Annotated in this window: 19 protein-coding genes; 16 read left to right on the top strand and 3 right to left on the bottom strand. The window is 35.6% G+C overall.

Annotation, left to right across the window (positions count from 1 at the left end):
* The first annotated feature begins 26 nt into the window (after positions 1 to 26).
* The 10 genes from flhA to AC4CVH_RS01290 all read left to right on the top strand — a co-directional run bounded on the left by flhA (position 27) and on the right by AC4CVH_RS01290 (position 8,060).
* Entirely contained in the window at positions 27 to 2,057 is a 2,031-nt protein-coding gene (gene flhA / locus AC4CVH_RS01245) for a flagellar biosynthesis protein FlhA (RefSeq protein ID WP_490786300.1), read from the top strand.
* Positions 2,054 to 3,205, top strand: a complete 1,152-nt coding sequence (gene flhF, locus AC4CVH_RS01250) for a flagellar biosynthesis GTPase FlhF (RefSeq protein WP_490785897.1) — start codon at positions 2,054 to 2,056, stop codon at positions 3,203 to 3,205. The genes flhA and flhF overlap by 4 nt, the downstream gene beginning before the upstream one ends.
* Positions 3,199 to 4,077, top strand: a complete 879-nt coding sequence (locus AC4CVH_RS01255) for a MinD/ParA family protein (RefSeq protein WP_490785898.1) — start codon at positions 3,199 to 3,201, stop codon at positions 4,075 to 4,077. The genes flhF and AC4CVH_RS01255 overlap by 7 nt, the downstream gene beginning before the upstream one ends.
* 14 nt (positions 4,078 to 4,091) lie before the next feature.
* A complete protein-coding gene (locus tag AC4CVH_RS01260; protein WP_490785899.1) occupies positions 4,092 to 4,763 on the top strand; it encodes a flagellar brake protein in 672 nt (223 codons plus the stop codon).
* 3 nt (positions 4,764 to 4,766) lie between these two features.
* The gene (locus AC4CVH_RS01265; RefSeq protein WP_490785900.1) at positions 4,767 to 5,495 is read left to right on the top strand and encodes a FliA/WhiG family RNA polymerase sigma factor; all 729 of its coding nucleotides are present in this window, start codon (positions 4,767 to 4,769) and stop codon (positions 5,493 to 5,495) included.
* Positions 5,496 to 5,508: 13 nt separating this feature from the next.
* Entirely contained in the window at positions 5,509 to 5,901 is a 393-nt protein-coding gene (locus AC4CVH_RS01270; protein ID WP_490785901.1) for a hypothetical protein, read from the top strand.
* A 5-nt stretch (positions 5,902 to 5,906) separates the two neighbouring features.
* Positions 5,907 to 6,104 (top strand): hypothetical protein, encoded by a 198-nt coding sequence (locus tag AC4CVH_RS01275; RefSeq protein WP_490785902.1) that lies wholly within the window; start codon positions 5,907 to 5,909, stop codon positions 6,102 to 6,104.
* Positions 6,101 to 6,877 (top strand): flagellar basal-body rod protein FlgG, encoded by a 777-nt coding sequence (locus AC4CVH_RS01280; protein WP_490785903.1) that lies wholly within the window; start codon positions 6,101 to 6,103, stop codon positions 6,875 to 6,877. The genes AC4CVH_RS01275 and AC4CVH_RS01280 overlap by 4 nt, the downstream gene beginning before the upstream one ends.
* Positions 6,878 to 6,904: 27 nt before the next feature.
* Positions 6,905 to 7,678 (top strand): flagellar basal-body rod protein FlgG, encoded by a 774-nt coding sequence (locus tag AC4CVH_RS01285; protein WP_490785904.1) that lies wholly within the window; start codon positions 6,905 to 6,907, stop codon positions 7,676 to 7,678.
* Between the two features lie 79 nt (positions 7,679 to 7,757).
* Positions 7,758 to 8,060, top strand: a complete 303-nt coding sequence (locus AC4CVH_RS01290) for a hypothetical protein (protein WP_490785905.1) — start codon at positions 7,758 to 7,760, stop codon at positions 8,058 to 8,060.
* A gap of 47 nt (positions 8,061 to 8,107) precedes the next feature.
* Here AC4CVH_RS01290 and AC4CVH_RS01295 read toward each other — a convergent pair whose 3' ends face one another.
* On the bottom strand, positions 8,108 to 9,754 hold the full coding sequence (locus tag AC4CVH_RS01295; RefSeq protein ID WP_490785906.1) for a putative manganese-dependent inorganic diphosphatase: 1,647 nt from the start codon (positions 9,752 to 9,754) through the stop codon (positions 8,108 to 8,110).
* Between the two features lie 227 nt (positions 9,755 to 9,981).
* Here AC4CVH_RS01295 and AC4CVH_RS01300 point away from each other — a divergent pair, with 227 nt between their 5' ends.
* On the top strand, positions 9,982 to 12,519 hold the full coding sequence (locus AC4CVH_RS01300; protein WP_490786301.1) for a calcium-translocating P-type ATPase, PMCA-type: 2,538 nt from the start codon (positions 9,982 to 9,984) through the stop codon (positions 12,517 to 12,519).
* Between the two features lie 37 nt (positions 12,520 to 12,556).
* Here the strand turns inward: AC4CVH_RS01300 and AC4CVH_RS01305 are convergent, their stop codons facing one another.
* Entirely contained in the window at positions 12,557 to 12,964 is a 408-nt protein-coding gene (locus AC4CVH_RS01305) for a hypothetical protein (protein WP_490785907.1), read from the bottom strand.
* A 232-nt stretch (positions 12,965 to 13,196) separates the two neighbouring features.
* On the opposite strand from AC4CVH_RS01305, the gene AC4CVH_RS01310 reads away from it, so the two are divergent.
* Entirely contained in the window at positions 13,197 to 15,509 is a 2,313-nt protein-coding gene (locus tag AC4CVH_RS01310; RefSeq protein ID WP_490785908.1) for an AAA family ATPase, read from the top strand.
* A 59-nt stretch (positions 15,510 to 15,568) separates the two neighbouring features.
* On the opposite strand, the gene ychF is transcribed toward AC4CVH_RS01310, so the two are convergent.
* Positions 15,569 to 16,669: a redox-regulated ATPase YchF gene (gene ychF / locus AC4CVH_RS01315; protein WP_490785909.1), complete on the bottom strand. Its 1,101-nt coding sequence runs from the start codon at positions 16,667 to 16,669 to the stop codon at positions 15,569 to 15,571.
* Between the two features lie 232 nt (positions 16,670 to 16,901).
* Here ychF and mraZ point away from each other — a divergent pair, with 232 nt between their 5' ends.
* Genes mraZ through AC4CVH_RS01335 form a run of 4 tightly spaced genes read left to right on the top strand, consistent with a single transcriptional unit; the run spans position 16,902 to position 20,966 of the window.
* Positions 16,902 to 17,330 carry a division/cell wall cluster transcriptional repressor MraZ gene (mraZ, locus tag AC4CVH_RS01320; RefSeq protein ID WP_490785910.1) on the top strand — a complete coding sequence of 143 codons (429 nt, stop codon included), beginning with the start codon at positions 16,902 to 16,904 and terminating at the stop codon, positions 17,328 to 17,330.
* A gap of 30 nt (positions 17,331 to 17,360) precedes the next feature.
* Entirely contained in the window at positions 17,361 to 18,290 is a 930-nt protein-coding gene (gene rsmH / locus AC4CVH_RS01325) for a 16S rRNA (cytosine(1402)-N(4))-methyltransferase RsmH (protein WP_490785911.1), read from the top strand.
* Positions 18,291 to 18,326: 36 nt separating this feature from the next.
* On the top strand, positions 18,327 to 18,770 hold the full coding sequence (locus tag AC4CVH_RS01330) for a hypothetical protein (RefSeq protein ID WP_490786302.1): 444 nt from the start codon (positions 18,327 to 18,329) through the stop codon (positions 18,768 to 18,770).
* Positions 18,771 to 18,776: 6 nt separating this feature from the next.
* On the top strand, positions 18,777 to 20,966 hold the full coding sequence (locus AC4CVH_RS01335) for a stage V sporulation protein D (RefSeq protein WP_490785912.1): 2,190 nt from the start codon (positions 18,777 to 18,779) through the stop codon (positions 20,964 to 20,966).
* Positions 20,967 to 21,046 lie beyond the last annotated feature (80 nt).

The following is a 21,046-nucleotide window of genomic DNA, read 5'->3' on the forward strand; positions in this document are numbered from 1 at the left end:
AGAAAAAATTCAATATAAAAAACAATATGGATATAATAATGGGCATGGTGGTAATTCTTGTAGTACTTATGATTATAATACCACTGCCGTCAAAACTTCTTGACATTTTTATAGCATTTAATATAACGCTGTCCATAATAATTATACTTTTGACCATGTTTACTACGGAAATACTGCAGTTTTCTGTTTTCCCGACACTGCTTCTTATAACAACACTTTTCAGAGTGGCTCTGAATATTTCATCTACAAGGCTGATACTCAGAGATGCCTATGCAGGCGAAGTAATAGAAGCTTTTGGAAGCTTTGTTGTAGGCGGAAACTACATGGTAGGAATAATTATATTTCTTATAATAATAATAGTTCAATTTATTGTAATAACTAATGGTGCCAGCAGGGTTGCCGAAGTATCTGCAAGGTTTACACTTGATGCAATGCCTGGAAAACAGATGAGTATAGATGCTGATTTGAATTCAGGACTTATTGATGAAAAAGGTGCAAGAGACAAGAGATCAAAACTGCAGAAAGAAGCTGATTTTTATGGTGCCATGGATGGTGCCTCCAAGTTTGTAAAAGGTGATGCTATAGCTTCACTTGTAATTGTTGTTATAAATATTATAGCAGGAATCATAATGGGAGTTTTAATGCTTGGAATGGATGCACAAACTGCGGCTCAGACTTATGTGAAGCTGACTATAGGTGATGGACTTGTATCACAGGTTCCGGCACTTTTAATATCAACTGCATCAGGAATACTCGTTACGCGCTCGGGAAGTGATGAAAACTTTGGAACGCTTGCGATGAAGCAGCTTACAGGTTTTCCAAAGGTAATAGCTGTTGCAGGTGGAGTGCTTCTCTTTCTTGCAATAATACCTGGACTTCCACATGTTGCATTTATAATCTTGTCTGCAATGTGTTTTATAGCGGCATATTTACTTTATAAAGATGACATTCAGAAAAACATCGAAAATGAAGAGGTACAGCAGCAGCAGATGACAGAGATAGAAAACAAGGAACCTGAAAATGTGATGAATTTGATATCGGTGGAACCGATGGAGGTTGAAATTGGTTATGGACTTATACCTCTTGCAGATGAAAGTGCAGGTGGAGATCTTCTGCAGAGAATAACATCTGTTAGAAGGCAGTGTGCTATTGAAATGGGAATCATAGTACAACCTATAAGAATCAGAGACAATCTTCAGCTGAAGACAAATGAATACATCATAAAAATAAGAGGAACTGTAATTCAAAAAGGTGAACTTATGCCAAACATGCTTTTGTGCATGGATCCTACAGGAGTAGAAGGTGGTATTCAGGGAATAAGTACCAAAGAGCCATCCTTTGGACTTCCTGCTACATGGATAAACGAGGATCAGAGAGAGGAAGCCGAAATAAAGGGACTTACAGTAGTTGATCCTACTACTGTAATGGTAACTCACTTGACTGAAACAATTAAGAAACATTCCTATGAACTTGTAGGGAGACAGGAAGTCAAACTTATACTTGATTCTGTAAAGGAAAAATATCCTACTGTAGTGGAGGAACTCATACCGGATCTTCTTACTATAGGTGAAGTGCAGAAGGTTTTGCAGAATCTTTTGAGGGAGAGAGTTTCTATAAAGGATATGGTTACAATACTTGAATCTCTTGCGGATAATTCCCGAAATACAAAGGATATAGAGCTTTTGACTGAATACGTAAGATTTGCACTTGGAAGGGGTATATGCAATTCACTTATTGATGAAAATAATACTGTTTCAGTGGTAACTCTTGATCCGAGGATAGAAGATATGGTTGGAAAAAACATACAAAAATCCATGCAGGGTTCATTCCCGGCAATAGATCCTGAGAATACAAGTAAAATATTGAATTCAATGAAAAATACCTTTGATTCTGTGGTGTTTTATGAAAATCAGCCTATAGTTCTTGTTTCTCCAAAGATACGTTCAGCATTCAGGAGGCTTATAGAGATGGTATTTCCTTCAGTTACAGTACTTTCTCTAAATGAAATACCGAATGACGTGGAAATCAAGACTGAAGGAGTGATTTCAATACAATGATTATAAGAAAATACAGAGCCAGGAACATGAATGAAGCTATTGCTAAAATAAAACATGAACTTGGAAGAGAGGCTGTCATAGTCAGTCAAAGAAAAGTTAGAAAAAATGGTTTTATAGGATTTTTTTCAAAAAAGATTATAGAGGTTACTGTAGCTGTTGACAATTCACGTGAAAAAGCCAGTGATGAAAATATGATTGGAAGCATAGAGGCTTTAAAACAGGCGGTAAGTTCTAAGAGCAAGAAGATGAAAACAGAATATAAAGGCAGGCCAAGGACATCCAGTGTTTACATGAACAACTTGAATGACAGGAACGATGAAAGTCTTGTGAAGGAAGTCCGAAAGATGAGAGGCATGCTCGATGAAATCGTGCAAAATTCAAATGGAATTCCGGGAAAGAGCAAACTTCAGCTGAAGCTGGAAAGCAGTGATTTAAATCCTGAAATTATAAAAAGGATACTTAGAGATGTAGATTGCATGGATGACGATGTGGATGAAAAAACAAAACTTGAAGTTGTAGTCAGAGACATGATAAAAGTTGAAGAAAAGTCACTTGAGGATATAGTTGTTCTTGTGGGGCCGACTGGAGTTGGAAAAACTACTACGATTGCCAAGCTTGCCGGAAAACTAGCTCTTGTTGATAAGAAAAAAGTTGGCCTTGTAACTATTGATACATACAGAATTGGAGCAGTAGAACAACTCAGAACATACGCAGATATAATGAATATACCATTTGAGGTTGTTCTTACAATAAAGGATATGGAAAGAGCCATTGAAGGTATGAAATCATGTGATGTAATACTTGTCGATACTACAGGAAGAAGCAGCAAGAATAAAATGCAAATATCTGAACTTAGAGCATTTATTGAGAAAACAAATACGGAGAATATTAATCTTGTAGTCAGCTGTACGACGAAAAACAGGGACATAGATGTGATTGTCAATGGCTATAAAGAACTTAAATACAATAATGTTATAATAACCAAGCTTGATGAAACTTCGACTTATGGATCTATATTGAACATTGTTTATGCTGCGAAAAAACCTATAAGTTTTGTGACTACAGGTCAAAATGTGCCTGAAGATATAAAAAATTTAAAACCTGAAGAAATTGCAAAACTGATAATAGGAGAGGATATAATATGCTAGACCAGGCCGACAAGCTGAGGAAACTTGTTATGGAAAGCAGGGAAGTTGAAAACAATGAGGTTGATTCCAGCAGGAAACCTATTATAATTACAGTGACATCTGGAAAAGGGGGAGTTGGTAAAAGTAATTTTGTGGTAAATGCAGCTATATGTCTTCGAAAAATGAAAAAAAGCGTACTTATATTTGATGCTGATATGGGAATGGGAAATGATGATGTACTAATGGGTCTTTTACCTAAATATAGTGTATATGATATAATATTCAAGAAAAAAGATATAGAAGATGTAATTGTTAAAGGCCCATTTGGTGTCAGACTTCTTCCAGGAGGAACGGCTGTACCGGATTTTGGTGAGATTTCAAGTGAGCAAAGGAAAAATTTCATGAAAAATCTTTCCAAACTTGAAAATTTCGATTATATAATAATGGACACCGGAGCAGGCATAGGTAAAAATGTACTTCAGTTTATATCATGCTGTGACAAGTTGATTGTAATTATGACACCGGAACCAACTTCGCTTATGGATGCATACAGTCTTGTAAAGGCAGTTGATCATTCCAAAGTTAAAAACTCGGCTGGAGTTGTTATAAACAGGGCAGCCACAGGTGATGAAGCAGAGGATACATTCCATAGATTCAATTCAGCTGTTAACAAGTTCCTTGATATAGAGCTTGATTACTTTGGTTATCTGTCAGATGACAAAAAGGTAGTGCGTTCAGTTAAAAATCAGATACCATTTGTAATTGCCTGTCCTACATCTCGTGCAGCAAAGGATATGAATTCAATAATAAATAAAGCAATTGCAACTGTTCCAGTTGGAAAACACAGTAGTATAAAAGGGCTTTTTGCAAAAGTTTTTAATATATTTTCATAAGGAGAAGATGGTAGATGAATTATGAAGTGGAATTTTTGGTAAACAATAAAATTGAAATTGAGATGGAAGATGACTTTTATAAAAGTAATATACAGGATGTAAGCGACAACACAATAGGAATAAGCATTCCGGTGAATAATGGAAAATACCTTCCGCTTAAGCGGGGTGAAAAGGTCATATGTTCTTATATTTATAAAAAGAATGTATATGTTTTTGAAAGTATTGTAGTTTCAAGAAAAATAGATAGAATACTTATAATAGATATAAAAAAACCCGAGCAGGTAAAACTTTATCAAAGAAGAAATTTTGTAAGAATACCATTTATGATAGATGTACTTTGCGCTGTTGTTCCTGTAGAGAAAGATGTAAAACATTTAAATAATCAAGTGGACTTTTTTAATGCAATTTCAATTGATTTAAGCGGAGGCGGAATGAAACTTTCAATTGACTCCAAAATCGCAGACAAGCTTTACTACGGTTCTCTTCTTATGATAACAATACCAAGTGATTCTGAAAATATAACAGTAAGAGGGAAAATTGCAAGAATAGATAAAAACCAGGTAAAAGACAGGGTTTTGTGTGGAGTATCTTTTATTGACCTTGATGAGACAAACAGAGAAAAAATAATATCAATAGTTTTTAAAATCATGAGAGATCAGATAAAAAAAGGAACAAGGGAGGATTAGGCCATGGCTGTATCAAATAAATCCAATATAAAGGAGGAAATTGTAAAAAGATATGTTCCTCTTGTAAAATACATTGCTTCAAGGGTTATAATAGGAAAGACAAAGTATATAGAGTATGAGGACCTTGTAAGCTACGGGATAGTTGGACTTATGGATGCCATAAACAAATTTGACAAAAGCCGTGGAATGAAATTTTCTACCTATGCGTCTATCCGTATAAAGGGGTCAATGATAGACGAGCTTAGAAAAAACAGTCCCATATCAAAGGGTGCTGTAGACAAACTTAACCGATATAACAATGCAATAGAGGATTTGCAGAAAGAATTCGGCCGTGAACCTACGGTAAATGAAATATGTGCAAAGCTGAATATTTCAGTTAAAGATATGGTGGAAGTTGAAAATTATATTAATTACATATCGATAGTTTCACTTGAAAATCTTATATTTTCGGGGGACGATGATATTCCAATAATGGGTACTATAGAGGACGATAAAAGTCCAAGCCCTGAAAAAATACTTGAAGAGAAAGAACAACTTGAATATTTGGAAAAGGCTCTTAAAATGTTAAATGAGAAAGATAATCTTGTCCTAACACTCTACTATTATGAAGGACTTACACTAAAAAAAATAGGAAATATACTGAGTGTGTCGGAGTCAAGAGTATGTCAGCTTCACAGTAGAGCCATAATTCATCTTAGACAGGTAATGCAGAAATTGAAATATACAGTCTGAAGGAGAGTTTTTGATGGAAGCAGTAATACTTTTTTTGTTTGGAATAGCACTTGTAGTTTTTAATGCAAGAGCGGTATTGAAGGAAAAACACAGTTTTAAAAATGACTTGGAATTAAGAGAGAAGTCATTTGGTGATACAGACATGGAAATAGGGGAGATTCGAAAGGAATTTGGAGAAACTATTTTTGAAATTCAGCAACAAATAGAGGATTTGAAGAAAAATAAGGAAAATCATGATATAATTGAAAATGAAGAGCCTGAAAATAAACTTGAAAATTACAATAATGTTAAGATAGATGAAATAAAGAAAATGATTGACGAGGATGTTCCAATAGATGAGATCTCAGAAAAAACAGGAATAGGGAAGGGGGAGCTCATATTAATAAAGCAATTGTACATAAGATAGTGAAAGTGCTGGATTTCTTCAGTGATAGAAAAATGCTTCTTGGCATAGGCATAGGTATAATATTTTCCACATCTATAATGCTTGCTGCCAAATTAAATTATCAGATGAGCAGAAGTCAGATAGAGCAAAAGGCTAGAGGTATTGGAATGCAGTATCCTGAGGACATGAAGGTAATAAATAATTATAATGGAGGCAAAAAATGATTAGAAGTTTTTATACTGCGGTATCTGGTATGATAACACAGGAAGCCAAACAGGATGTGATAACTAATAATATTGCAAATGCCAACACGGTTGGATTTAAACAAGATGATCTTTCTGTGGGAGATTTCAAGGAAATGCTTCTTCAAAACCATGACAAAGTTGTAGGCGGGAAAAATGTACGAAATACCATAGGATATATAAGTCTTGGCAGTGAAGTCAATGGTGTAAATACAGAATTTAGCGGTGGAGTTATAAAAGACACAGGCTTGTCTACTGATTTTGCAATAGATGGAAAAGGATTTTTTGCTGTATCCAGGCAGGAGGGAAACCAGAACAACACTTATTATACAAGAGACGGACATTTTCATGTAAATATAAATGGTATGCTTGTAGATGACTCAGGAGATACTGTTCTTGCAAGAAACCTTGAGACGGGTGCATTGGGTCCTATAAATGTTGGAAAAGGCAAGATAACCTGTAATACGCAGGGAGACATAAGTATAGACGGTAATCCAAAGTATAAGCTTTATACAGCAGATTTCAACGATTATAATAATCTTACCAAGGTAGGAGACAATCTATATAAAGGAAATGGTGCTGTGGAGGCGAATGCAGTTGTACGGCAGAATTCACTTGAGAGCTCCAATGTCAATATAATAAGTACAATGGCTGACATGATTACGACGATGAGGGCTTTTGAGACAAATCAAAAGGCTGTACAATCTATAGATGAAACTCTTGACAAACTTATAAATCAGGTAGGAAAAGTGTGATTATACATAGAGAAAGGATGATATGCAATGCTTAGATCCATATGGAACAGTGTAAGTGCAATGAATGCGCAACAGGACAAGTTAGACAGTATATCAAACAATATAGCAAACGTAAATACAACAGGGTATAAATCCGAAGATGTAAATTTTCGTGACCTTATGTATGAAACTTTGGACAGAACCGGATATCCTGTAAATCACAATTCAGATACTGCACTTGTAAGTGGAGATGGAACAAGAACTACAGGATGGATTAGAGATATGCATGAAGGAACCCTTGAAGAAACAGGTATAAAAACCAATCTGGCAATAGGCGGAGAAGGATTTTTCAAAGTGATGCTTCCGACAGGGGAAGCTGCATATGAGAGGGCAGGAGACTTCAATGTAGATGTCAATGGTACGCTTGTAGATGCGGATGGCAATAAAGTAGATATACAGATGAATGGAGCAGCAGCCGGTACAAAGCTTACAAATGATAATCTTACGGTTGACGTAGATGGCAATATTTATGTAAAAAATGGAAATAAAAATGTTTTGTACGGAAAAATCAACATATATAATGCAGTTGGTGGAGATTCAATGATATCAATAGGTGACAGCTTATATTCTCCGAAAGATGGCGCTCAGATATATGTGAACAACGATGTACAAATATATCAGGGATATCTTGAACGATCAAACGTAGATGTGGGAAAAGAGATGACCGATATGATACTGGCACAGAGAGCTTTTCAGCTCAGTTCAAAGGCTCTCAGTACTTCAGATGATATGTGGGGTCTTGTAAACAGTATGAAGAGATAGAGGAATATAAAATTTTAGTAAACATATGGTTTGTAACTACATATAATATAATGATTTAATATTTTGGGAGGAATTTTATATGTACAGATACCCTAACCAGGGATATGATTATATGCCATATGGATACTATGGAATGCCGTACCCTTGTCCTCCGGTTTCTTTTGTATATCCCGTTGATCCATATATGATGTACTGGTCTCCGGAATACATGAACTCTGCCGTGCGTCCGTGTTTAAAAAAACCGCACAAAAAAGTTTCTTTAAACAGAGGAGGCAATTTTGAAAGTTGCGACAAAAAAAATACGAAGGGTACTTATTTTAATAGCGAGGATTTTCAAGATTTGAAAATGAGGACTGTGGACATAAGTGAAATAAGAGATTAAACAAATCCGAAGATACATTTTGTATCTTCGGATTTGTTTTTTATATATTATTTTTTGCCTGACTTGCTCATTGCAGTTGTAAGCGGTGGAATTATCTGTTTTTTTCTTGAAAGTATTCCAGGTACATATGCACTATTGTTTACAAGTTTTACATTAAATATGTCTGAAACTATGTTACTGTATTTACCTATAGAAATCAGTTCTGAGCCGCTTTTTATTATATCCGTAAGCATGAATATCATAAGTCCGAATCCATCATTTTTGCACATTGAATCCATAAGTTTTTCAATACTTTCCCGTACAAGTGAGAAACTTTCGGGAGCTGTTGTAGAAATCTGAGAAACACCTATTTTTACTCCTTCAAGGTTGAATATCTTGAAATCCTGCTTGAGTATTTCTTCAGGACTTTTTCCTTCAAGGGAAGAAGCAGCCTTGAACATTTCTTTTGCAAATTTTTCAGGGTCTATGTCCGCGATTCCAGCCAGTCTTTTGAGCATCATTTTATCAGCTTCAGTTGATGTAGGAGACCTAAACAGAAGTGTATCTGAAATTATGGCTCCACACAGGAGACCGGCTGTTTTCTTTGAAGGTCTTATACCATTTTCAAAGAATCTGGAAGCGACTATGGTACCTGTACAGCCTACAGGCTCATTCCTGAAATATATTGCAGATCCTGTCTGTATATCGGCTATTCTATGGTGATCGAGTATTTCGAGTATTTCTGCATCCTGAAGGCCATCAACTGATTGTGATTTTTCATTGTGGTCCACCAATATTACTTTCTTTTTGTTTCGAGATATAAGGTGATATCTCGACATGCTTCCGACTACCTTGTTTTCCTTATCGACTACGGGATAACTTCTGTATCTTGTATCGAGCATTACCTCGCGTACGTCATCCAGAAAGTCGTCTGTTCTGAATGATATTATACCTTCTTTTTTCATTACATAATTAACTGGAATGCTTTGAGGTATAAGCCGTGCAGCAGTAAAAGTGTCGTAAGGTGTAACTATAAGTGAACAATCAACCTTCTTTGCCTTTTCTATTATTTCGTCAGATATTTCATGATTTCCAGTAAGAATCATAAGTGAGGCGTTGGAATCTAAAATTACACTTTGAGCATCAACCCTGTCACCGCATATTACTATGTCGCCGTCTTCTATTACATCGTCGATGCTTTCAGGCTGCATTGCAGCAACGATTACTTTTCCCTTGAAATTTGAAGAGCTTTTTGATTCATATATGCACTTTGCAGCAAGTGTATCCAATATGTTGTCTAGGGATGTACCGCTTTTTTGGATTACATTACTGTCCCATATGTCCATGTAAGATGAAGTTATATTGGATTGTGATGCTACACCTATAAGCCTGTCTTCGTCATCAACCACAGGAAGTGTTTTTACACTGTTTTTCCTTATCATTGCCCAGGCTGTTTTAAGAGAAGTCTGAGGGGAGATTGGGTTTACACTGTCAAAATTCAAATCTGCTATTTGTGTTTTGACTGTTTCCATAAGTTTTTGTGGTTTTATTTTGAAGTAATCTAAAACGAACTGAGTTTCACGGCTTATGTTTCCAAGTCTTATTGGAATGGCATTTACTCCGGTTTTATTTTTGAATTCTGCATATGCAATAGAGGAGCATATGGAATCTGTATCTGGATTTTTGTGACCTGTTATATATACAATGTCATTCATTTGTAAATCTTCCTCCTAACATTTGTTGATTATAAATTAAATAGTCAAACTTATATTATTATATATTATTATGTATTATAGTTCCAGTTGGAAGTCGAAGTTTGACACAAAAATTATTGCTTTTAAATTAAACTGACTTTTATATTGATAGAATAATGGCTGATTGGTTTGGCATATATATTATTAATGAACATAAACCAAACAAATACATGGAGGTATTCAAATTGATCAATGAAAGGGAAATCAAAAGCGGTTTAACTGAAGCTGAAGCTTCAAGGAGACTGGAAAAATACGGGCATAACTCACTTCAAAAAAACAAAAAAGTGTCCCCTTTTAAAATATTTCTATCCCAATTTAATGATTTTATAACATGGATATTGATTGCAGCTACTGTAATATCGGGATTTATGGGGGAAAAAGCGGATGCAGTTACCATAATAATAATAGTAATAATGAATGCATTTTTGGGATTTATACAGGAATTTAAAACTGAAAGATCCCTGGAGGCATTAAAAAATATGACATCACCTACATCCAAGGTAATAAGAGGGGGCAAAGTAAGAGTTATAAGTGCTGAGAATCTTACAATAGGCGATCTTATAGTAATTGAAAGCGGAGATAAGGTTCCTGCGGACTGTATGATTGTCGAGGAGAATGACATAATGGCGGATGAATCTCTTCTAACAGGTGAATCTGCAGGAGTAAAGAAGAGCATGAAAAATGATGAGAATTCAATATACATGGGTACAATAATTCTTAAAGGATCGGGCAAAGCAAAGGTTGTAGGAGTCGGAATGGACACTGAGATGGGAAAGATAGCCGGAATGCTTCAGAATATAGAAAAAGATACTTCACCGCTTAAAGAGAAGCTAAACAATCTTGGAAGAGTGCTTGTAGTCCTTTGCATTGCAGTTTGTGCAGTTGTTACGATTACAGGAATATTGAGAGGCGAGGATAAATACGAGATGTTTCTCCTTGGAGTCAGCCTTGCAGTTGCAGCTATTCCAGAGAGCCTTACAGCTATAGTTACAGTTGCACTTGCACTTGGAGTTTCGAGAATGTTGAAGAGAAATGCACTTATAAGGAAACTTCCAGCAGTTGAAACGCTTGGATGTACTTCTATAATATGCAGTGATAAGACAGGTACGCTTACTGAAAACAGAATGACTGTGAAGGCAATGTATTTTGACGGCAGACTTTATAATCTTGATAAAGTCAAAGTTCCTGAAAACATTATGCTGAAGAAAATATTTACATATTGCAATGACTGTGATTTTGATGAAGACAATAAGGATATATCAAAAAGCCTGCTTGGGGATCCTACTGAAGCGGCACTCATAAAAGTTTATTTTAGAAATACCGGAGAGCTTAAGAAGTTTCTTGGAAAATCCTCAAGAATATATGATATACCGTTTGATTCAGATAGAAAGATGATGTCTGTTATAGTGAGATGTGATGGGAAAAATATAGGCTGTGTAAAAGGAGCACCGGAAAAAATAATAAAAAGGTGCAAGTATGTGCTTGACCATGGTAAAAAGAGAATTATGAGTTCAAGTGAAAGAAACAGAATACTAAGGGCAGTTGAAGAAATGTCTTTTAATGCATTGAGATGTATAGCTGGAGCGTATAAAGACAGCAATCTCGTAAAAGGGGGACAACTAGAGGAGAATCTGATATTTGTAGGAATAGCAGGCATAATAGATCCACCAAGAAAAGAGGCAAAAGATGCAGTATTAAGATGTAAAATGGCAGGAATAAAGCCGGTAATGATAACGGGAGACCACAAAAATACTGCTTTTGCAATAGGAAAAGAGCTTGGAATATGCAGTAATCAGTCCCAGGCGATAACCGGAGATGAACTCGATCGTATGTCTGAAAGACAGCTTTCAAAAATTGTTGATGACAAGGTTGTGTTTGCAAGAGTTACCCCCAAGCATAAGTTAAGGATAGTCAAGGCCTTCAAGTCAAAGAACAAGATTGTGGCAATGACAGGTGACGGGGTAAATGATGCTCCAGCTGTAAAAGAAGCGGATATAGGGATATGTATGGGAATTTCAGGAACAGATGTTACAAAGGAATCTTCCTCTATGATACTTCTCGACGATAATTTTGCAACAATAGTTTCTGCGGTGGAAGAGGGCAGAGTTATATATGATAATATACGAAAGTTTATAAGATACCTTTTATCCTGTAATCTGGGAGAGGTTCTTACAATGTTTCTTGCTTCGGCGTTTAACCTTGAAATACCTCTTCTTCCCATACAGATACTCATGGTTAATCTTGCAACGGATGGTCTTCCGGCAATAGCTCTTGGAGTAGATCCGCCGGAAGGGGACATAATGAGGGAAAAGCCGAGAAAGAAGAATGAGAGTATATTTGCAAGGGGACTCACGGAGAAGATAATTGTTAGAGGTGCGCTCATTGGGACATGTACAGTGCTTTCTTTTGCAGTTGGACAGTACCTTGGTTTTGGAATAAAGACATCAAGGACAATGGCACTTGTAACTTTGATAATGTCACAGCTTGTGCATGTATTTGAGTGCAGATCTGAAAAACATTCAATATTCCAGATAAATTTATTCAGCAATGTATATCTTCTTGGAGCAATATCGGCATCAATATGCATGGTGATTGCAATTTGTTATGTACCGTTTCTTGGAGGTATATTTCATACTTCCCCGCTTAACATGGTTCAGTGGGTGATAGTACTATTTTTCTCTGGAATAATAGCACTTATAAACAGTCTTTATTTGTATTTCAAATAGAAAAACAGAGTTGGATTTTTATCCAGCCCTGTTTTTTTTATTTGAATCTCTGAACTTTTCTTTGAACTTTTGGAATTTTTCCTTCAATGGGAATTAAATCGGTTTTTGTAGTCATGTTTCTTATATTCATAAGTTGAATTTGTTCTTTTCCATGTTTGCCAGGTTTTCCTTTAAGTCCCTGTACAAGTACGAAATTACCCTGGCTTACAGGTATAAAGTCGGGTTTCTTGAACCACCTGTTTTTTATGTAGGTGCATTTTGATATATTTTTGCTTCTCTCTGGTCTTACAAGAAGAGTAACATTAAGTTTGTTGAATATCCACAGTATGGATTTCCTTTTTATTTTTACGGATACAACAGTTCCCTGCAGTTGAGTTATCCTGTCGCCGTATTTTTTTAAATAGGATTTTGTATAATATCGTGAAATTTTTTCTTTAAAGCTCATGTATACATTTACCCCTTTATCAATTTATTTTATAAAGACTTTTAATAATTAATTACATAAGAATTTTATTTTATTATATCATAGTAAATATTTTTTTGAAATACGTGAATGAATTGAAAGTGTGATTCTATAGTTTTTAACATTTTTGTTCCTAAATATACCTTGAAGGAATATTAATATATTAAAAGATAAAGGAAAATTGGACTGCAGATTAATTAGAGGAGGCTTGAAAATGAATCTTGAATTGAAACCAGAAGAGATAGTATATGATTTTAATATAAAAAATGTTGAACCTGACAAGGAAAGCCGCGGGAATAAAGAATATGAAGATATCCGCAAAAAAATAAAGATGGCTCTCGATATAGAAAGAGAAGGGTACAATATCTATATTGTAGATGACTTTTCAAAGAGTAAAATTAAGGATATAGCAAATTATATATATGAAAATGTTTCGCCAAAACAACTTGAGGACATATGTTATGTGGTATATGACAGCGTTAAAAAGCCAAGAGTGCTTTTTTTAAGAGCAGGCTTTGGAAATAAACTTGCAGATATGATAAAAAAAATAAAAGAATTATATTACAAAATTACATTTGAATTCTACAATGGGTCTTATGAAAAAAAAGAAGAAATAATCGAATACATGGACAGCAAAAAAAACGGTATTGTTGCTAAAATGATGGATGATGCAAAAGAGAAAGGTTTTACAATAAAACCTACAAGAGACGGATTTGTATTTATTCCCGTGAAATCTGACGGAAAAGCATTTAGTGAAGAGGAATACGAACTTCTTTCACCGGAGAAAAAACAGGAGATACTTGACAATGTAAAAGTGCTTAAAGCAAGTTCCAATAAAGTTATTGATGAATTGAAAGATATGGAAAGTGTGCAGGTTGAAAAGATAAAATTGATAATGGATGACTACTATAAAAAAAATACAGCAAATATAAAAAAAGAATATTACGATATATTTTTTGAAAATAAAGAGGCACTTTCCTACCTTGATAATGTATGCAGCAGTATAGAAGAAAATATAAGGGACATATATTCTATAGATTATGATGAGGACGAGAAAAAAATCAAGGATATAATACTCAAATATTCAGTAAATGTAATGGTTGATAATGGAGGGAGAGACAAGGTACCTGTAATATATGAGGATGATCCGAGTATTATAAATTTGCTTGGAAATATAGAGTATCAGAATAAAGATGGAAATTATGTAACAGACATAAGTCTTATAAAGGCAGGTTCAATGTTGAGGGCAAATGGAGGTTGCCTTATTTTAAGAATAAACAACCTTCTTGCAAATCCAAATGCATATTATTATTTAAAGAAATCACTTATAAACGGCAAAGTGAATATTGATTACAAGAGAGGATACATGGAGATATTATCACTTGATGGTCTAAAGCCTGAACCTGTGAAGTTTAGAGAAAAAGTAATACTTGTGGGAGATTACAATATATTCAATCTTATTTATAATTATGATCCTGATTTTAAGAAGATATTTAGAATAAAGGCTGAGAGAAGATATGTCCTGAATATAGATGACGATGTACGGAGGTTGTTTATCGAAAAGATAGTAAGAATTTGCAAACAGAAGAATCTTAAACCTGTCACAGATGAAGGAATACGTGAGATAGCCAAGTTTTCGTCACGAAAAGCTGAAGATAGAAACAAGCTATATATTGATGATTATGAATTGGAAAAGGTCATTACAATTTCCAATAATAATGCATGTGGCAACAAGTCGGGTTATATAGAAACAAGGGATATAGAAAATGCAATTTACAGAGAGGAACTCATAAAAGAACAGATGCAGGAAGGATACAAACAAAAACAGATATTCATAGATACAGAAGGCAAGAAGGTTGGACAGGTGAATGGTTTGTCTATTCTGGACGCCGGATATTTTAGCTTTGGACGTCCTGTAAGGATCACATGTTCCTGTGTAAAGGGAACTGGAGAAATATTTGATGTTCAGAGAGAAAGCAGTTTGTCTGGAAAGATACACACGAAAGCTGTAAATACCATAAAAGGGTATATAAACAATTTAATAGGAGGATATTCAAAACTTCCGGTAGACTTTCACATGAGTTTTGAGCAGATATATGGAACTGTTGATGGTGACAGTGCATCCATTGCAGAAATTGCAGCAATAATATCTTCCTTGTCAAAGATGGGAATTAAACAAAATATAGCTGTTACAGGATCTGTAAATCAATTTGGAGAGGTTCAGCCGGTAGGAGGGATAAATCAGAAAATAGAAGGCTTTTTTGATATATGTAGAATAGTAGATGACAGCACAGGCAGAGGGGTAATAATTCCAGAATCAAATAAAACAAGTCTTGCTCTGAAAAATGAGGTAGAAGATGAAATAAAAGAAGGCAGGTTTCATATATATTCAGTAAAGACTGTGGATGATGCAATGGAAGTTCTTATGGGGGATGCGGGCATTGATTTTGGTTATATTATAGATCAAGCCAGAAAAGAATGCAGAAAATATATTGCAAAACAAGGCAGGGCAGGAAGGCACGGCTGATTAATATTTAAAGGATGAGTATAGATTTATTGCGTCTATACTCATTTTAAGCTGAAATACTATACATTAAATCTAAAGTTTACAACATCTCCGTCTTCCATTACATAATCTTTGCCCTCAAGTCTGAAATAGCCTTTTTCTTTTGCACTGGATTCAGAGCCGGATTCTATGAGCTTTTCAAAAGATATCACCTCGGCACGGATAAATCCCTTTTGTATGTCTGAATGGATTTTACCGGCAGCTTCAGGAGCTTTTGTACCTTCCTTGATTGTCCATGCTCTTACTTCTTTTTCACCAGCAGTTAGAAAACTTATGAGCCCAAGCAGTTTATAACTTGCATTTATAAGTTTGTCGAGGCCTGCTTCTTTAAGACCGTATTCATCCAGCATTTCTGATTTCTCTTCAGGTTCAAGAGATGAAAGTTCTTCTTCGATTTTTGCGGAAATTGCTATGACCTCGGCACCCTCTGCTTTTGCATAATTTTCTACCTGTTTTACAAATTTATTTTCTGTATTTCCAGAGATAAGATCATCCTCTGATATGTTTCCAACATATAGAACGGGTTTTGTAGTGAGAAGGAAGTATCCTTTCACATCTTTAGCTTCGTCTTCGGTAAGTTCAAGAGTTCGCACAGGTTTTCCTTCTTCAAGGTGTTTTTTGACTTTCAGCATAAGTTCATATTCAGCTTTTGCCTGTTTGTCTGCGCCGCTCTTTGCAAGCTTAACTATTTTTTCTATTTTTCTGTCCATTACTTCTATATCTGAAAATATAAGTTCGAGATTTATTGTCTCTATGTCGCGGACAGGATCTATGGATCCATCAACGTGGACTATGTTTTCATCTTCAAAACATCTTACAACATGAATTATGGCTTCAACTTCCCTTATATGGGATAAAAACTTGTTCCCAAGGCCTTCTCCTTTGCTGGCACCTTTTACGAGACCGGCTATGTCGTAAAATTCTATGGCGGTGTATACTTTTTTTTGCGAGTTATACATTTTTTCAAGGGTGTCAAGTCTGCTGTCGGGAACGCTTACGACTCCTACATTTGGTTCTATGGTACAAAATGGATAATTGGCAGATTCAGCCCCCGCCTTTGTTATTGCATTAAATAAAGTACTTTTGCCAACATTTGGCAAGCCTACGATTCCGAGTTTCATCTATGTACATTCCTTTCCTTTATATCTATGATAAAATTCATTTTAAATTATACTCTACAAAGGTTTGTATTTCAATAAAATAGAGTTTATAGAGAAAGGGCCTTTTGAAAGGGTTCTCTAAAAATTAAAATCAAGTAAAAAAAGCAGGATTTTTTATGTTTTTATAGAATAGTTAGTTATAGTGGTTTAAAGTGGTTCTAAGTGGAGTAAAATATAAGAAAAGGGTGCAGATGTGTTTATAGGAGAATATGAACATTCACTGGACAGTAAAAATAGAATAATCATACCATCAAGGTTCAGAGCGGAACTTGGAGTTGATTTTATAATAACAAAGGGTCTTGACAAATGTCTTTATATTTACACTAAAGATCAGTGGGCAGTTCTCGAAGATAAATTGGAGAGACTTCCTCTTGCAAACAAAAGTGCCAGAGCTTTTGTGAGATTCTTTTTTTCAGGCGCGAATGAACTTAATATGGATAAACATGGCCGGGTGCTTATAAATCAGCCTCTTTTAAAATATGCCTCGATAAAGAAGGACGTAGTGAGCATTGGAGTATCAAATAGGATAGAAATATGGAGCAGGGAAAATTGGATTGAATACAATAATTCCAATGTAGATTTCAATAATATTGCAGAACAGATGGGCAATATTGGAATATGATTTTAAATATTATACTGGAGGAAACACTTTATGGAATTTAGGCATGTACCAGTGCTTTTGAATGAAACAATTGAGGCACTTGACGTAAAGAAGAACGGAATATATGTAGATTGCACCATGGGAGGAGGAGGACATTCAAGTGAAATATTGAAAAAACTCGGAGATGGTGGGAGACTTATAGGAATTGATCAGGACATAGATGCTCTTGAAGCTTCAAAAAAGAGATTGTTTCAATATGATAATGTAACCTATGTACATGATAATTTTTATAATATAAAGGATATACTTGACAGACTTGATGTCGAGAAAGTTGATGGCATACTTATGGACCTTGGTGTTTCATCATATCAGATAGACAGTGCTGAAAGAGGATTTAGTTATATGAAAGATGCACCTCTTGATATGAGAATGGACAGGGAAAGAGAATTAAGCGCCTATGATATTGTAAATAAATATAGGGAAGAAGATATAGAGAAAATTATAAAAAATTATGGAGAAGACAGATTTGCAAGGAGAATAGCAAAAGCCATAGAAAAATCTAGAAATGACAGTCCTATAGAAACTACTTTTGAACTTGTGGAAATTATAAAAAGGGCTGTTCCTATGAAGTTTCAGAGAGAAGGACATCCTGCAAAAAGGACCTTTCAGGCTATAAGAATTGAGGTTAATAGTGAATTGAAAATACTTGACAGGGCAGTCTGCGATTCAGTAGAGAGGCTAAACCCTGGCGGCAGGATAGGAGTTATAACTTTCCATTCTCTTGAAGACAGGAAGATAAAGACGAAGTTTAAAGAATTGGAAAAACCATGTACGTGTCCACCAGATTTTCCCGTTTGTGTATGTGGAAAGCTTCCAGTTGTAAAAATTTTGAGCAGAAAACCTATAGAACCAAATGCCGAAGAAAAAGAAAACAATCCGAGAAGCAGAAGTGCCAAACTCAGGGTTGCAGAGAAAATTTAGTTCTAAAGTTTAGGTGGTGTGAATAAAGTGATAGTGATGAACAAGAACATTATAAACGGCAATAACGCAATAGAAGTACAGCAGCAGTCTCCAGAAACGGTTAAAAGAAGAAAAAAGAGAAGGAATCCAAAACATAAAGTGAGTACTATAAGGAATATTGCAATTGTATTTGTTGTTGGAGTTGTTTTAGTGGCAAGGTATTCCATGATATATAATATGCAGCTTCAGCTGACATCGATTCAAAACAGGGTCGATGATGTAAACAGGCAAAATGAAAATCTTACAGTTGAGCTTGTAAAATATAACAATTTGGAGTATATAGAAGACAATGCCATACACAAACTTCACATGATACAGCCTCAAAAGAGCAGTGCAGTTTATGCCGATTTGAACAAACCGATTATAAATCAGGAAACCTCTGACAAGGATGATTCATCTAATATCATCCAGAAAATAATAAAGCAATTCAAATGGAGGTAGTTACAATTGCCGAAAAACGAATACAGGGATCGGGTTATAACTAGAAAGAGGATGGTAATTATATTTAGCTTTCTCTTTATAGCCTTTTTCCTGCTGTCCATAAGGATGCTGTACATAATGGTATATAGATCTCCAAAGCTTAAAGCCATGGCTGTAGCACAGTGGACAAGTGATGTCAAAATTGATGCAAAGAGAGGCAAAATACTTGACAGAAGTGGAAATGAACTGGCGATAAGTGCAAATGTATATCGTGTGGATCTTGATATGAATGCACTGAGAGATACTATGAAGGAGAAAAAGCTTTCTAAGGATAAAGTTGCTGATATGCTGGCGTCTTCTCTTTCAATGGAAAAAAGTGAAATTTTGAAAACCTTGAATAAGAGCCTGCCTGGAGGACTTCCACTGGCGTCTGCCACATTGAAAAGAAGGATAGAAAAGGTTGAAGCCGACAAAGTTAGAAATTTAAATTTGAATGGAGTTCTCGTCTCGGCGGACACAAAGAGGTATTATCCAAACAATAATTTTCTCTCCCATGTTCTTGGACATACAAATTCAGATGGTGTCGGACTTACCGGAATTGAGCTTTACTACAACAAGGAACTTTCGGGAACACCGGGAAGAAGAATCGCAGAGACAGACAGCAAGAGCAAGGAGCTTCCATATACCATAGCAGAATTTACGAAACCTGTAGACGGTAAAAATGTTGAGCTTACAATAGACAGTATGATACAGCATTTTGCAGAAAAAGCAGCGGATCAGGCAATTAAGGACAACAAGGCGAAGGCTGTTAGCATAGTTGTAATGGATCCTAAAAGCGGGGAAGTACTTGCAATGGTTAACAAGCCTGATTATAATCCGAATGATCCATGGGTTAAAGGAAAATCGTATAATGAACTTCAAAAAACATGGAGGAACAGGGCTGTAAGTGATACTTTTGAACCAGGCTCGATATTCAAGGTTGTGACTGCCGACACTGCACTTGAGACAGATTCTGTTGATGTTGATAAAGATACCTTTAACTGTAATGGAAGTATAACTATAGGAAATAAGACAATACACTGCTGGAAATCAGGAGGACACGGAACTCAGAAATTCCCGGACATATTAAAGAATTCCTGCAATGTAGGCTTCGCACAGCTTGGAAAAATGATAGGAAAAGACAAACTTAATCAATATATACAAAAGTTCGGCTTCGGGCAAAAAACGGGTATAGACCTTCCAGGTGAGGCCAAGGGAATTGTAAAAAAGACAAAAGACATAAGCGACATAGATCTTGCCACAATTTCTTTCGGGCAGGCAAATACTGTTACAATGATGCAATATTTGAAGGCCTTCAATACAGTTGCAAACGGCGGGTATTTTATAACACCGCATTTAATGGATAAGATAAGTCACTATGACTATAAAAACAACAAGGAGATAGTTGACAGCAAGTATGATATTTCAAAGAACAAAAAGAAGATTATAGATACAGCAAAAGCAGCACAGCTTAGAACTTATCTTGAAAGAGTTGTTTCAGAAGGTGGAGGAAAGAACGCCTTCATAGATGGTTATCACATAGCAGGAAAAACAGGCACGGCACAAAAGGCCGGTGTTGGAGGGTATCAGTCGGGAAAATATGTGTCTTCCTTTGCTGGAATGGCACCTGCAGCAGATCCTAGAATAACGCTGCTTATTTCAATAGATGAACCTGATCCGTCAAATTATTATGCAGCACAGACAGCGGCACCTGCGGCAAAACAGCTTTTCATGGATATATTCAACTATCTTGCAATGAAAAGTGATGCAAGTTCTGAAAAAATAGCGAAGAGCATGCTTAAGAGTGTTGTTGTACCCGATGTAAGAGGTGTCACGGTTCTTGATGCCGAGAACAAATTGAAAGAGATGAATCTTGTAACGGAAGCAGAAGGAAGTGGACAGTATGTAGTGGGCATGAGTCCAAAACCGGGAGAACCCGTAAAAGAAGGAAGCAAAATTACTTTAAAAATTTCGAATCAAAACAATTATGAAAAGACGGTTATAGTCCCTGATGTAACGGGAATGAGTGAAGAATCTGTAAAACAGGTATTTGAAAACCTTGGACTCAAGGCTGAATTTGATGGAAGTGGAGTGGCTGAGGAGCAGAGTATACAACCAGGAAAAGAAGTTGAAAAGGGAACAACTATAAATATTCATACTGAGGTACTTGGAGACTGAACTTAAGGCATGTATTGGCACTTTTATACAGGTGCTGGTGCATGCCAAGTGCTTATAAAATATTTGATTTATGACAGCAT

It is taken from the genome of Clostridium pabulibutyricum, assembly GCF_058242705.1.